The sequence below is a fragment of the Mycolicibacterium komossense genome, assembly GCF_025822605.1.
Classification (GTDB): domain Bacteria; phylum Actinomycetota; class Actinomycetes; order Mycobacteriales; family Mycobacteriaceae; genus Mycobacterium; species Mycobacterium komossense.
In genome coordinates, this window is the sequence record NZ_JACKTY010000031.1 from 250,194 (window position 1) to 263,746 (window position 13,553).

Sequence of the window (13,553 nt, forward strand, 5' to 3'; positions counted from 1 at the left end):
CAATGCCGATTAGCGGCGCTTATCGGTTCGGCGTACGAAGAACGTGCCGCACGTCTGAATCAGTTGCACCCACACGATGATCACCAGCACGGTGGCAGCCATGATCGTGGGTTCGTACCGGTAGTACCCGAAGGTGATCGCGAAGTTCCCGAGTCCGCCGCCACCAACCAGACCTGCCACCGTCGTGGCCGAGAGATAGATGACGGCCAAAATGGTAAATGCGTTGATGAGCCCAGGACGCGCCTCCACCAAGAGGATGTGTCGTACGACCTGGAGACGTCCGGCTCCGAATGCCTGGCCGGCGTCCACGACCCCGCGACGGACATTCAGAAGGGCCTGTTCGACGAGGCGAGCGAATTCTGGTATCGCACTGATGGATAGGGGCACCACGACGGCCGTGGTGCCGATGGCCGTTCCCACCACGAAGCGGGTCAAGGGGATGACCGAGATCAGCAGGATCAGGAACGGGAACGATCGGACGAGGTTGACCGCGCCGTCGAGCACGGCGTAGAGCATGCGATTAGGCGCGAGCGAACCGGTCCGCACCGCATACAGCCAAACCCCCAGCGCGCCACCAAATATCAGCGCGATCAGCAATGTCAGCGCCAACATATAGGCGGTTTGCGCAGTGGCCAAGCCGATTTCGGGCAGCACGGCGCGAACTTCACTGAGCATCGGAGATCACCTGCCAGCCGCGCGACGGCCGGTCGGCCTGACCGAAGAGGTAGCGCGAAATGGACGACTGCGGCGCAATGGGTGTGCCCAGAGCGAAGTTCTCCACCACGCGTCCCTTCTCCATGACCGAGACCCGGTCACACAGCGCGTTGATCACGTGCACCTCGTGGGTGACGACGACGATGGTGATCCCGCGTTCCTCATTGATACCGCGCAGTAGTTCCAAGATTTCGTCCGTGGTGCGCGGATCCAGGGCTGACGTCGCCTCGTCGCACAGCAGGATGTCGGGCTCGTTGACCAGCGCGCGCGCGATGCCGACCCGCTGCTTCTGACCGCCACTCAGCCGCTCTGGGTAGCCGAGCGCCTTCTCAGACAGACCAACCGACGCCAATGCGGCGAGCGCCCGCTCTCGGCGCTGACTCTTCCTCGTCTTGGCCAACCGCAAGGGCAGTTCCACATTTTCGACGACCGTACGGTTGGACAGCAGGTTGAACTCCTGGAAGATCATGCCGACTCTGCGCCGCCGCTCGCGCAACAAGCGTTCGGGGAGAGTGGTGAGGTCTTCGCCGTTGACGAGCACCGCCCCCGAGTCCGGCCGTTCAAGCAGATTGATGCTTCGCAGCAAAGTGGACTTCCCCGCGCCGCTGAACCCGGCAATGCCATGTACGGAACCTCGAGCGATGTCGAGACGGACCTCGTCGAGTGCGATCAGTCGCCCGCGTCCGGGATGGGCGTAGCTCTTGGTCACCGCCTCGAGGCGGACGATGGACTGTGCGGCAGAGCCATCCACCTCCGGCGAGACGCTCACGACCGCGCCAGACGTGTGCGGAACTCTGCGGCGGGATGATCGGATGCTATTGCGGGCGAGCCCGATTCGGCCAGCTTCTCGCGAAGGGTGCCGGCCAGGTAGCCTTCCCGCAGTCTGCCGCGTCGGCGCAGCTCGGGAACGACGTACGTGATGAAGTCCTCGAACGACCCGGGACTGACCGCATGAGCGATATTGAAGCCGTCGAGGTCGGCGTCCGCCGCCAGGGCTTCCAACTGGTCGGCGACCTCCGCCGGGCCGCCGACGATAACTGGGTGCAGTCCGCCGATCGCCATCGTCTCCGCAACCTCCCGCAGCGTGCTGCCCCGGCCACTCGCCAACGTGGATTGCGACGCGTTCGTATCGCGCCGCTCCACGACTTCGTCGAGGTCGTGGTCCGACCAGTCGTGACCGGTGAAGGCGGAGAACAGGACGAGTGCACCCTCTGTACTGGCGTAGGACAGGTAGTCGGCGTACGTGGCTTCGGCGGCAGCCTGACTGGGCCCGGTCACCACGGTCACCGAGGTGATGAACTTGATGGCGTCGGGAGCGCGCCCGATGTCTGCCGCAATGGCCTTGGTCTCGGTGACGCTGCGCCGGATCTGCTCGGCATCACGCCCACCGAGGAACACCAATTCGGCGTTGCGGGCGGCGAACTCGCGTCCCCGATCGGATGCGCCGGCCTGAAAGATAACCGGCGTTCGCTGGGGCGTCGGTTCACAGAGGTGCGGGCCGGCGACCCGGTAGTAGCGGCCGTCGTGGTCGATGCGATGCACCTTCGACGGATCGGTGTACACGCCGTTGACGCGGTCACGCACCACTGCGCCGTCCTCCCACGACCCCTCCCACAGCTTGTAGGTGACTTCGAGGAACTCCTGCGCCCGGTCATAGCGCTCGTCGTGGTCGAATTGCTGGTCCAGCCCGAGATTGCGAGCCGCACTGTCGATCATCGACGTGACGACGTTCCAGGCAATCCGACCGCCGGTCAGTTGGTCCAAGGTCGAGAATGTTCTGGCCAGCAGGTAGGGCTGCGCATAGGAGGTCGACACCGTGATGCCGAAGCCCAGATGCTCGGTCGCCGTGGCCATCGCCGAGACCGCCAAAAGCGGGTCACTCACCGGGGTCTGCGTGGCATTGCGCAGCGCCGCGTCGGGGCGGCCTTCGTAGACCTCGATCGGGCCGAGGACGTCGGCGATGAATAGGGCATCGAAGCCACCAGACTCGAGCAGACGCGCCAGATCGGTCCAGTAGCGCAGCGTGGAGTATTCGTCGGCCCGGTCATCGGGATGGCGCCACAGGCCCGGTGAGATGTGCCCCACGGTGGGCATCGTGAATCCGTTGAGGATCAGGCGTTTTGGTGAGGTGGCCGTTGTCACGCGTGATCTCCATTCAACGTCGGGGGCGCTGGGCAAGCTGCTCTGGTCACTCTCGCCGCCCGCTGTACCAAACCGACGGCAGCGATGTCCCCAGCAACGCGGACTCTCCGAGGACCCGCGCCTTGAACGTCGCCGGGTTGTGTGATGCGAGTGTCCGCAGGTTTCGCCAGTGCCGATCCAGTCCCATCCGGGATGACAGCAGTGAGGCGCCGCCCACTTCGAACACGTCGCCGGCAAGCGCCAGCAAAAGTGGGGCTATCACTACCTGTGCGTGATTGGTGAGATGGTGCGCTCTCTCCGCCAACTGTGTGCTGTCAGAACGTGACACGCGATGGGCGTCGAGGTAGTCCTGCGTCGCCTCGGCCGCCGATCTCACGCTGGATTTGGACACTGACACCGCAGCGATACCGCGACCGATGATCTCCTGAACTTGCGCGTCACCGGCTGCCGTTGTTTCAGAGGCATGGGAGTAGTGGCGTTCGCGTGACCGCACCTGTTCGGTGACATCATCGAGCAGTCGAGCACCGATACCCACCATCGTCGAAAGATGTACCAGCTGCGCGACAGTGTCGGTGAACGGGTCTGAGTCAGCATCGATCCGGCACAGCTGGTGTTCCTCCACCACTGCGCCGTCGAATCTGGCGCTGCCGCTTACTGTTGCGCGCTGACCGAAGCCGTCCCAATCATTATCGATCGCGACGCCCCCGTCGAATCGGTCTACGGTGACGTTGTAGTGGGAGCCGTTCTCATCTGCCGCCAGAACCTGAATCCAGTCGGCGTACGCGCTGCCTGTGGCGTAGAACTTGGTGCCGCTGATGGAGTATTTGCCATCGGCGCGCGACGTGATCCGGGTGTTAACCGTGCCCGCCTGATGCGAACCCAGCTCGGTGGTTGCATTGCCGAACACTGCGCCGCAGGCGATCTCACGAAGCCAGGGCACGTCTGCGCCGCGGTTGCTATCGCGCAAGAACTCCTCGGTCGCGATGAAGTGTGCCCTCAGTATCTGCGTGAGATTGGAATCGGCATGTGCGATGAGTGCCAGCAGTTCGAAGAGTGCGGGTAGCGAGAAGCCAAGACCACCATCGGCGGGTTCGAGACGAACTGCGCCGATCCCCAATGCTGACAATTGCTTGACGCAGTCAGGGTCCAGCACGCGCTCGGCGTCCACTGCGACGGCCGCGCCAGCGAGATCGGTCAGGATGTCGTCGATCTGCACAGCCTTGGACTCGGGAAAGCCCAGAGCGAGCAAGGTGCGCTGTCGCGGTTCAGGCATGGTCTGTTCTGTTGTAGGCCAAGGCATGTGAAAGGAGCACGTCGGCAGCCTAGGGCGATCTATACGTATCAATCAATCTGCTCCCGCTGTAACACGATCCGGTCTGCCTCCGCAGCCCCTGCTCAGATCGCGGGGCTGATGCGACGGTTTCCGCTCTACAACGCCTCGTCGCCACGTCGCCGAGCCACCACACGCACAGCCGCTGGCGCACAGATGGTGGTTCAATTCACCGTGAATACAATCAATTCCAACTGGCCCGACCTTGACGGTGTGGGCGCCTACGCCAGGTACCGCAGCAGCTACGACACCGCCGTATTGCAACCCATGCGGCCTTCCGCCGACTGACTCTATGAGTTAGGTTGCTGCACAGGGTAGTCGGACTGAACACCTGGGATTCGTTCACACTCCTCGAAGGAGGTTGGGATCACGAGGCCCGGGTGGCGGGCGGGAGCCGGAACAACCGGCCCACGGCGACACGGTGTGGCATCTGAATAGGTTTGTCCCACCTCTACAATCGCCTCCGACTGGAGTTGAACAGGTCTTCTGTCTGGATCGGATGCAACTGGAAGGGACGCCCGCATCGATGGTGACAACGAAGCGCGAGCCGCCTCTGCGACTTTTGCCCACACGTAGCGAAACCCCCGATCGCCCCAGCGGACGACCACGTTCGTATCGTTCCGGCCGTGGGACGTCGGGTTGGTGTCCTGCGTGAGCCGGGCCGCCGGAAGAGGGAGATCGAGAATCGTGGCCGAAGCGAACCGGCGTGCAACATCGCGGGAAGTCGCGGATGCTGCCGGCGTCTCCCAGGCGACCGTATCGAATGTTCTGAACAGGCCCGACGTCGTGGCACCGGAGACTCGGGAGAGGGTCACCCGAGCGATGGAGTCGTTGAACTTCGTGGTGAATCGCTCGGCGCGAGAGCTGCGCATGGGTAGTAGCGAAGCGTGCGGCGTCATAGTGCTCGACATTGCGAATCCTTTTTGGGCGCAGGTGACCAGTGGAATCGAGTCAGTGACGGGGCCGCTCGAACGTGCAGTCCTGCTGGCGAGTTCCGGCGAGTCCACCGTGAAGGAGCGTCAGCTCTTGCATCAATTGGAAGCGGCCGGGCTGCTCGGGCTGCTGGTGGCGCCGACCGGCGAACACCTCGATGAGCTGTGGCGCATCCAAGCCCGAGGTACCGGCGTCGTGTTGATCGATCATGATGACGCAACCGGGCGGTTACCTGCGGTCGCGCTGGACCACGTGGCCGGAGCTCGGCTGGCCACCAATCACCTGATAGCGCAGGGACATCGACGGATCGCGATGGTCAACGGCTCCATCCAGAATCATTGGTGCCGAGATCGCAGGGCGGGTTACGAGCAGGTGTGTCGATCGGCCGGAATCACACCGCTGGAGGTTGCGGTAGACGGCATGACGGTGGCCAGCGGGTTCGATTGCGTATCCCATCTCCTCGCCATCGACGGGCTGACAGCAGTGTTCTGTGTCAACGACATGGTGGCACTCGGTGTACTCAAGGGCTTGTCCGAGAGGGGAGTTGGGGTCCCGGAGGAGATCTCGGTGATCGGGTACGACGACTCTGAGTTCTCGGCGATGCTCTCACCCGCACTTACCACTGTTCGGCAATCCGCTTTTGCGATCGGCGCCGCGGCGGCGCGCGTCCTCTTCAATATCGAGAGCGTCGAAAGTGCGAACAGGTCCCTTGAGGCGCCGGTGCTTGTCGACCGCCAATCCGTTGTCCCCGCCAGGTATTGAGTCCCGCTGTGATCACTGAGGTACCGGCGAACCTGGTATATGGTGCCGGCCACGCCCGATGAACAGCGATGGTCATACCACTCGGGGGGCTGGACAACGGCTCGTTCGGCCAGGCCGGCGGTACTCACCCGTAGCGGGACCAAGAATCGAGCACGACGAGAGTCTTCGTCCCGGTGACCCGGCCATTGGTTCGCAGCAGATTGACAACACGTTGGAGGTCGTGAATGTTCTCGGCCTGGATCCGGGCGATCGCATCGGGATCCCCGGCGAGTGCGAGCACCTCGGTGATCTCCGGAACATCCTCTGCCACTGCGAGAATCATCTCTAGGTCCAGGTTGCCGGCGACCCGCAATTCAACCACCGCCTCCAGGGCGGAATCCATCTTCGTCATGTCGATCTGGGCGGTGTATCCGGTGATCACCCCGCTGGATTCGAGCCGGTCGATGCGCCGCTTGACCGGGGCGACGGTGAGGCCGACCTCGATCGCGATGTCACTGACCGTACGTCGGCCATCCTCGCGTAGCAGTCGGATGATCCGCCTGTCGATATCGTCGATCATCAGTCCATGGTGAGTCATCTGCGCCCCAAAGCGCAACTAACTAGACATTGATAGCGCCAAAACATCTATTTCATTGCGAGTCTGCGGCGGTGTCTCGCAATAACCTTGCTCTTACGATCGGGCTAGCTCTAGCGTTCTCCACGAATTCCCAATGACATGGAGAACGGGGTAGGTGCCCGCAATGGTGGAGTGCGACGTGGTTGTTCTTGCTGGGCCGGGCCGTCAGGTTCCAGCCCGGATCGCCGGTCTGCTGCTGCCGTGGGACATCGAGATCATCGCCCTGAGCTTCACGCATCCGGCACAGTCGGACCTATGGCGGGTGCGGATGACGGTGCGGGCAGGATCGGCAACCTCGATCGCATTGCTGACCGACCGCCTGCAGCGACTGGTCGACGTGCTCAAGGTCGAGCAGGCCGCGCCGGTCTTCTCCGACGAAGCTGCATATGTTCAGTCCGGCAAGTGATTTCGTGAGGAAGTACGTCAAATGACAGACTTGATGAGCCCGCTGCTGCTGGACCAGGAACCCGCAGCGATAGACGGGCCGATGCGGATGGTGGAACCAGACGGAACGCTCCGCGTCGATGCGACCGACGCCCGCGTCGAGCCGGCCCAGTTGCGTGGGTTCTACCGCGACATGGTGTTGGCCCGGGCTTTCGACCGCGAGGCGTACAACCTTGCGCGCCAAGGCGAGCTCGGACTGTGGCTGTCCTGCCGCGGGCAGGAGGCGGCGCAGGTCGGCAGCATTCGCGCGGTGCGGCCGGACGACCATGTCTTTCCGTCCTATCGGGAGCACGCGGCCGCACACTGTCGCGGAATCGGCCCGGCCGAGCAACTGACCCAGTGGCGCGGCACAGCGCACGGCGGGTGGGACCCTGCCGACTACCGCTTCCACATCACCTCGCTGGTGTTGTCCACGCAACTGTTGCACGCCACCGGATATGCCCTCGGTGTCGCCGCCGATCGACGTACACACGCCGGTCTGGACGAAATCGTGCTCTGCTACTTCGGTGACGGTGCGGCCAGTCAGGGCGATGCGAACGAGGCGTTGAACTGGTCAGCGGTGACCAATGCCCCGATCGTGTTCTTCTGCCAGAACAATCAGTGGGCGATCTCGACTCCGGCGTCACTGCAGAGCCGCCGGCCCCTGCACGTGCGTGCGGCCGGCTTCGGATTGACCACCACGCTGGTGGACGGAAACGACGTCCTCGCTGTGCACACCGCCACCGCGGCCGCGGCGGCACGGGTGCGTGCCGGCGGGCCACCGGAGCTGATCGAGGCGATCACCTACCGGATGGATGGCCACTCGACCTCCGACGATCCGACCCGATACCGGGATACGGCCGAAGTCGAGGCGTGGCGGGCGCGCGACCCGATCACCCGGGTGCGGCTGCTACTGGACGAGATGGACTGGGCCGACGGTGATTTCCACCGCGCGCTGGAGAAAGAAGCGACCCAACTGGCGGAGTCGACGCGCGCCGCGTGCATAGAGCTTGAGGCCCCGCCGCTGGAAGCGAGCTTCCGCAACACGCTGGTCGAGGAGACCTTGCAGTTGCGGGCCGAGCGGGAACGTTTCACCACGTGGCGGGAGTCCTTCGCATGACCACCACCACCGATACACCCGCTTCGGTGACCACAACCCTGGGCAAGGCGCTCAATACCGGTATGCGGCAGGCGATGCGCGATGACGACTCCGTCGTCCTGCTCGGGGAGGACATCGGCGCCCTCGGCGGGGTCTTCCGGGTCACCGAGGATCTGCAGGCCGAATTCGGCCCGAACCGGGTCTTCGATACGCCGCTCGCCGAATCCGGAATTGTCGGCACCGCGATCGGGTTGGCGCTACGCGGCTATCGCCCGGTCTGTGAGATCCAGTTCGACGGGTTCATCTACCCAGCGTTCGACCAGATCGTCTCCCAACTGGCCAAGATGCGGGCCCGTTCGGGCGGCAGACTGACCATGCCGGTGACCATCAGGGTCCCGTGCGGTGGCGGCATCGGCGCGGTCGAGCATCACAGCGAATCCAACGAGTCATACTTCTGCCACACCGCCGGCCTGCGGGTGGTCGCATGTGCCAATCCAGCTGATGCGCACTGGATGATCCAACAGGCGATCGCTTGCGACGACCCAGTCATCTTCTACGAACCCAAGCGGCGGTACTGGGACAAGGCGGAGGTCGCGATCGGCCCTGTTCCGCCGGACGCGCCCGCACTGGATTCGGCACGAGTTGCCAAGGCCGGCAACGATGTCACGGTCATAGCCTATGGGCCAACAGTCCGTGTGGCTCTCGACGCGGCGACGGTCGCCCAGAGCGAGGGGCGATCGTTGGAAGTGATCGACCTGCGATCGCTGTCCCCACTGGACATGCGCACCATCACCGCGTCGGTACGTCGGACCCGGCGGGCCATCGTGGTGCACGAGGCGCCAACGTTCGTCGGGCTCGGTGCCGAGATCGCCGCCGCCATAACGCAAGAGTGCTTTCCGGTGCTCGAGGCCCCGGTCTTGCGCGTTGGGGGCTGGAACGTTCCCTATCCACCGGCCCGGACCGAGCAGCTCTACCTGCCCGATATCGACCGGGTGCTCGACGCCGTCGACAGCGTCGCCCAGTACTGAACACCTGTGACAGCCCCGGAGGATCGCAATGACCACATCCCATCGGTTTGCCCTGCCCGACATCGGTGAAGGACTCACCGAGGCCGAGATCATCACCTGGCATGTCGCGGTCGGGGACACCGTCGCGGTAAACGACATCCTCGTCGAGGTGGAAACGGCCAAGGCCTCGGTGGAACTGCCATCGCCGTACGCCGGGTTGATAGCCGAGCTGCACGCGAAGCCAGGGGACGCGGTCGAGGTCGGCACGGTCATCGTCAGCTTCGCCGATCCATCGGGCTCGACGGACCCGGACCCGATATCGCCCGCTGTGCCCGCCTCCGAGCGCCCTGCACCAGACCTCCGGGCCGAGGGCGATGACGCGGCGACGACACGGCCGTCGGTGCTGGTCGGATACGGGCCAAGCCGGGTGAAAGTGGAACGGCGCCAACGTAAACTGGGATATCGAGCGCCCGGACCGACAACTCCTCTCACGGACGGTCCGCGCGCGCCGTACGCTACGCCGCCGGTGCGGACCCGCGCCAAGAGCCTTGGCATCGATCTGGCCGAGGTGATTCCGACCGGCGACTGGGGTCAGATCACCCACCGCGACCTCGCCGCCGCTTCCGGAGCTCTGCACACCCGCCCAGATGGTGCGGTAGCGCAGTCGGAGCCGGCGGAAACCCGGGTGCCAGTCAAGGGCGTGCGGAAGCTGACCGCGGAGGCCATGGTCGCCTCGGCGTTCACCGCACCGCACGTCACCGAATGGGTGACCATCGACATCACCGAATCGTGCGAACTTCTCGAACAGCTGCGGACGCGGCCGGAATTCGCAGGCCTGCGAATCACGCCGCTGCTGCTGGTGATTCGAGCCGCCCTGTCGGCGCTGCGCGCCCATCCGGAGATGAACGCCAAGTGGGACGGCGAGACCGGCGAGATCGTGCGCTATCGCGACGTGAATCTCGGCATCGCCGCTGCCACCCCGCGCGGTCTGCTGGTGCCGAATATCAAAGCAGCGCAGACGCTCACCTCGCCGGAGCTCTGTCACCGGCTTGCCGAGCTGGTCACCGATGCCCGTGACGGGAAGACCCGCCCGGAGGCAATGGCCCGTGGCACCTTCACCATCACCAACATCGGCGTCTTCGGTGTCGACGGCGGTACCCCTATTCTCAACCCCGGCGAAGCCGGGATCCTCTGTGTCGGGCAGATCGTCCGTCGTCCCTGGGAACACCGTGGAGAGATCGCGCTGCGCAGCGTGTGCACCCTGTCGCTGTCGTTCGACCACCGACTCGTCGACGGCCAACTAGGCAGTCAAGTGCTTGCCCACATTGCCCGCCTACTGACTGATCCCTCTCTCGCCCTGGCGATCTGAAGCAACCCGGAGCTGCACCCGTGAGACCCCCTAACGGCCCTAGAACGGAGACCACCATGGACCACACCGACGTTACGACTCCCGATGACGCCGAGTTCGAGAAAATCGTGCACTGCACTGATCCGGACACCGGGCTCGACTCGGTGATCGCCATCCACAGCACCACCCTCGGTCCGTCGCTCGGTGGAATCCGGATGAAGCGCTACCCCAGTCACGACGCAGCCGCCGCCGACGCGAAGCGACTCGCTCAGGCGATGTCATACAAGGCTGCGATGGCCGGGCTCGATCTCGGGGGTGGCAAGAGCGTCATCAATGCCGACCCGACCGCGCAGAATCGAGCGGAATTGTTGCTTGCGCACGGGCGTGCCATCGAAGCCCTTGGCGGTCAATACATTCCCGCGGTCGACATGGGAACCACCATCGCGGATCTCGATCTGATCGCCGGGGTGGTGACCACCGTGTCGAGCCGGCTGCGCGACCCGTCCGAGTTCACCGCCGCTGGCGTGGTGGCCGCGATCCGTGCCGCCGTCCAGGAAACCGAGGGAGTCTCGCTCGACGGCGTACGGATCGGCATACAGGGGCTCGGCAATGTCGGCGCCCGCATCGCGCTGCTGCTGTTCGCGGAAGGCGCGCGCCTGGTCGTCGCCGATATCGACACCGAACGCGCTCACCGGGTCGCGGCGAGCACCGGCGCGCAGGTCGTCTCCCCGGCCGAGGTGTTGACCGCCGAGGTCGATGTGTTGTGCCCGTGTGCCGCCGGTGGCGTGGTTACGACCGCCCGCACGGACAGTCTGCCCGCCCGGTACGTGATCGGTGCGGCCAACAATGTGCTCGCCGATCCGGCGCTGGCCGCGCGACTCCGCGAACGCGACATCGTCCACGTGCCCGATTTCGTCGCCAACGCCGGCGGGTTGATCGCCTGCGCCGCCGAGGTGATCCAGGATGACACCGGCCTACACGCCCGGGTGGAGAACATCGGAGAAACGACCCTGAGTCTGTTACGAGCGGCCGATGTCCGCGGACAGGACACTGTCACCACAGCGCTGCAACTGGCCAAAGAACGGATCGCCGACCGCCGCGCCGTCGCGGGCAGCGTCCGATGAACCGAAGCCGACCGGGATACGACACGAAGACGCCCGAATGACGGAAAAGACAACGGATCTGGTCATCCTCGGCGGCGGCTCCGCCGGTTACTCCTGCGCCCTGCGCGCAGCCCAACTGGGTCTGTCGGTCGTCCTGGTCGAGAAGGATCGGCTCGGGGGCACCTGCCTGCACAACGGATGTATTCCGACCAAGGCACTGCTGCACGCCGCCGAGGTCGCCGACACCGCCCGCGACGGCGCGGAGATCGGCGTGCTCACTCGGATGGACGGTATCGACATGACCGCCGTGCACTCCTACAAAACGAACATCGTTGACAAGCTGTACAAAGGGTTGCGCGGGTTGGTCGCCTCGCGGCAGATCGATCTCGTCGAAGGTGTGGGGCGTTTTGTCGGACCGCGATCGGTCGAGGTAGCCGATACCCGCTACACCGGCCGCGCGGTGGTCCTGGCCACCGGTTCGTACGCGAAGACGCTGCCAGGTCTCGAAATCGGTGGCCGCATCGTCACCTCGAACCGCGCTCTCGAACTCGACGCGGTGCCTCGCCACGCAATCGTGCTCGGGGGCGGCGTCATCGGGGTCGAATTTGCCAGCCTGTGGCGGTCATTCGGCGCCGAGGTCACCCTCGTAGAGGCTGCCGACCGGCTGCTACCCGGTGAGGACCCGTCCATGTCCAAAGCCCTCGAACGCGCCTTTCGTAAGCGTGGTATCACCGTGCGCACCGGGGTGGGTCTACGCGACGCCGCGCAGACCGCCGACGCGGTGGTCGCCGGCCTCGACTCGGACGAGCGGATCGAGGCCGATGTGCTGTTGGTCGCTGTCGGCCGCGGGCCGAACACCACCGGCCACGGTTTCGAGGAGGCCGGCATCGCCCTCGACCGGGGATGGGTACGCACCGACGAGCAGCTACGCACCACGATCGACGAGGTGTACGCGGTAGGAGACATCGTGGCCGGGCCGCAGCTCGCCCACCGTGGCTTCCAACACGGTATTTTCGTCGCCGAACAGATCGCCGGCTTGGCACCGCACCCGATCTCCGATAGCGGAATCCCGCGGGTGATCTACAGCACCCCGGAGATCGCCTCAGTGGGATTGACCGAGGCCGCGGCCCGCGAGATCCACGGCGAGATCAGCACTGTCACCTATGATCTCGCAGGGAATGGGAAGTCTCAGATCCTGGGCACCGCCGGCGCGGTCAAGCTGATCAAGGCTGCGCCCGCCGAACAGGAAGGTCCCGTTGTGGGCATCCACCTGATTGGTGCCAGGGTCGGGGAACTGATCGGCGAAGCCCAACTGATCTACAACTGGCAGGCCGAACCCGCGGACGTCACCCCGTTCCTGCACGCCCATCCGTCGCAGAACGAGGCTCTGGGTGAAGCCTTCCTCGCGCTCGCCGGTAAGCCGCTGCACACCCACGGCTGACCAGCATCGGGTGCCGGTCGTACAAGTGACCTGATGGCGATTCCCGAGCGGTGCCTCCGAGGAACGTTCTCGAGTGGACCGGACAGCACGCTTTTCACCATCAGCACCATTCACCCTGTGCCTTAACAGATTCCGACCGACGGATCCTGGGGAGCCGATCTCAGCAGCGGGTTGGCATGCCCGGCCTTCGACGTGATGCGTTGCTTCGGGATGGATGATGGTGCAGAACGAGCGCCCCATGCCACACCGTAACTGGCAGAAGCCAGCTCAGCGCTGACGCTATCCGGGGTCGTCGATATGCGCGCGGCATGCCCGCGTGATGACGTCGACCCAGATCTGCGGATCGTTGGCCCGCAGGTTGTGGTCGACTGCGGGTACCTCCTCGAACACAGCGCGCGGGATCAACGCGGCAAGTTGGCGCAGCGGCCACGACGGACGGATATCGTTCTGCGGGGCGATGAACGCCATAGCGACGGTGGAGTCAGCGAGCCGGCGGAAGAGATCGTCTTCATGAATCCACTGCACGAATGACGTAGAAGGGTGGATAACCGGCGCCGAGTTCACCAATTCCGAGCGGGATGGGAGTGGGGAACAGTGCGCCACTTCCCCACTGTGTTGTCCCAGCTCGCACTGTC

At 64.7% G+C, this 13,553-nt stretch carries 13 protein-coding genes; 7 read left to right on the forward strand and 6 right to left on the reverse strand.

Going from position 1 to position 13,553, the window contains the following annotated elements; all coding sequences use genetic code 11:
* Positions 1-9: 9 nt before the first annotated feature.
* The 4 genes from H7J73_RS19030 to H7J73_RS19045 form a co-directional block, all read right to left on the reverse strand.
* Positions 10-675 carry a methionine ABC transporter permease gene (locus H7J73_RS19030; protein ID WP_264069121.1) on the reverse strand — a complete coding sequence of 222 codons (666 nt, stop codon included), beginning with the start codon at positions 673-675 and terminating at the stop codon, positions 10-12.
* Positions 665-1,483 carry a methionine ABC transporter ATP-binding protein gene (locus H7J73_RS19035; protein ID WP_264069122.1) on the reverse strand — a complete coding sequence of 273 codons (819 nt, stop codon included), beginning with the start codon at positions 1,481-1,483 and terminating at the stop codon, positions 665-667. Before H7J73_RS19035 ends, H7J73_RS19030 begins: the two co-directional genes overlap by 11 nt.
* The gene (locus tag H7J73_RS19040) at positions 1,480-2,808 is read right to left on the reverse strand and encodes an LLM class flavin-dependent oxidoreductase (protein WP_264069295.1); all 1,329 of its coding nucleotides are present in this window, start codon (positions 2,806-2,808) and stop codon (positions 1,480-1,482) included. Before H7J73_RS19040 ends, H7J73_RS19035 begins: the two co-directional genes overlap by 4 nt.
* A gap of 94 nt (positions 2,809-2,902) precedes the next feature.
* Entirely contained in the window at positions 2,903-4,129 is a 1,227-nt protein-coding gene (locus tag H7J73_RS19045; protein ID WP_264069123.1) for an acyl-CoA dehydrogenase family protein, read from the reverse strand.
* Positions 4,130-4,873: 744 nt separating this feature from the next.
* On the opposite strand from H7J73_RS19045, the gene H7J73_RS19050 reads away from it, so the two are divergent.
* The gene (locus tag H7J73_RS19050) at positions 4,874-5,881 is read left to right on the forward strand and encodes a LacI family DNA-binding transcriptional regulator (RefSeq protein WP_353962000.1); all 1,008 of its coding nucleotides are present in this window, start codon (positions 4,874-4,876) and stop codon (positions 5,879-5,881) included.
* A 124-nt stretch (positions 5,882-6,005) separates the two neighbouring features.
* Here the strand turns inward: H7J73_RS19050 and H7J73_RS19055 are convergent, their stop codons facing one another.
* A complete protein-coding gene (locus H7J73_RS19055; protein WP_264069124.1) occupies positions 6,006-6,440 on the reverse strand; it encodes an Lrp/AsnC family transcriptional regulator in 435 nt (144 codons plus the stop codon).
* Between the two features lie 196 nt (positions 6,441-6,636).
* Between H7J73_RS19055 and H7J73_RS19060 the strand changes: the two genes are divergently transcribed.
* From H7J73_RS19060 to lpdA, 6 genes are read left to right on the forward strand one after another with little or no spacing between them, the layout of a single operon-like run.
* Positions 6,637-6,903 (forward strand): hypothetical protein, encoded by a 267-nt coding sequence (locus tag H7J73_RS19060; protein WP_264069125.1) that lies wholly within the window; start codon positions 6,637-6,639, stop codon positions 6,901-6,903.
* Positions 6,904-6,924: 21 nt separating this feature from the next.
* Complete coding sequence (locus tag H7J73_RS19065; protein WP_264069126.1) at positions 6,925-8,040, forward strand: thiamine pyrophosphate-dependent enzyme; 1,116 nt, start codon at positions 6,925-6,927, stop codon at positions 8,038-8,040.
* The gene (locus H7J73_RS19070) at positions 8,037-9,047 is read left to right on the forward strand and encodes an alpha-ketoacid dehydrogenase subunit beta (protein ID WP_264069127.1); all 1,011 of its coding nucleotides are present in this window, start codon (positions 8,037-8,039) and stop codon (positions 9,045-9,047) included. Before H7J73_RS19065 ends, H7J73_RS19070 begins: the two co-directional genes overlap by 4 nt.
* Before the next feature lie 28 nt (positions 9,048-9,075).
* Positions 9,076-10,395 carry a dihydrolipoamide acetyltransferase family protein gene (locus H7J73_RS19075; protein WP_264069128.1) on the forward strand — a complete coding sequence of 440 codons (1,320 nt, stop codon included), beginning with the start codon at positions 9,076-9,078 and terminating at the stop codon, positions 10,393-10,395.
* 56 nt (positions 10,396-10,451) lie between these two features.
* On the forward strand, positions 10,452-11,498 hold the full coding sequence (locus H7J73_RS19080; RefSeq protein WP_264069129.1) for a Glu/Leu/Phe/Val family dehydrogenase: 1,047 nt from the start codon (positions 10,452-10,454) through the stop codon (positions 11,496-11,498).
* A gap of 37 nt (positions 11,499-11,535) precedes the next feature.
* Entirely contained in the window at positions 11,536-12,918 is a 1,383-nt protein-coding gene (gene lpdA, locus H7J73_RS19085) for a dihydrolipoyl dehydrogenase (protein ID WP_264069131.1), read from the forward strand.
* Between the two features lie 279 nt (positions 12,919-13,197).
* Here lpdA and H7J73_RS19090 read toward each other — a convergent pair whose 3' ends face one another.
* Positions 13,198-13,443 carry an alpha/beta fold hydrolase gene (locus tag H7J73_RS19090; protein WP_264069132.1) on the reverse strand — a complete coding sequence of 82 codons (246 nt, stop codon included), beginning with the start codon at positions 13,441-13,443 and terminating at the stop codon, positions 13,198-13,200.
* Between the last annotated feature and the right edge of the window lie 110 nt (positions 13,444-13,553).

What these genes read in the sequence shown, in the direction of transcription:
- H7J73_RS19030 (WP_264069121.1), bottom strand. Translation starts at nt 675, where the DNA reads ATGCTCAGTGAAGTTCGCGCCGTGCTGCCCGAAATCGGCTTGGCCACT.
- H7J73_RS19040 (WP_264069295.1), bottom strand. Translation starts at nt 2,808, where the DNA reads ATGCCCACCGTGGGGCACATCTCACCGGGCCTGTGGCGCCATCCCGAT.
- H7J73_RS19045 (WP_264069123.1), bottom strand. Translation starts at nt 4,129, where the DNA reads ATGCCTGAACCGCGACAGCGCACCTTGCTCGCTCTGGGCTTTCCCGAG.
- H7J73_RS19055 (WP_264069124.1), bottom strand. Translation starts at nt 6,440, where the DNA reads ATGATCGACGATATCGACAGGCGGATCATCCGACTGCTACGCGAGGAT.
- H7J73_RS19065 (WP_264069126.1), top strand. Translation starts at nt 6,925, where the DNA reads ATGACAGACTTGATGAGCCCGCTGCTGCTGGACCAGGAACCCGCAGCG.
- H7J73_RS19070 (WP_264069127.1), top strand. Translation starts at nt 8,037, where the DNA reads ATGACCACCACCACCGATACACCCGCTTCGGTGACCACAACCCTGGGC.
- H7J73_RS19075 (WP_264069128.1), top strand. Translation starts at nt 9,076, where the DNA reads ATGACCACATCCCATCGGTTTGCCCTGCCCGACATCGGTGAAGGACTC.
- H7J73_RS19080 (WP_264069129.1), top strand. Translation starts at nt 10,452, where the DNA reads ATGGACCACACCGACGTTACGACTCCCGATGACGCCGAGTTCGAGAAA.
- lpdA (WP_264069131.1), top strand. Translation starts at nt 11,536, where the DNA reads ATGACGGAAAAGACAACGGATCTGGTCATCCTCGGCGGCGGCTCCGCC.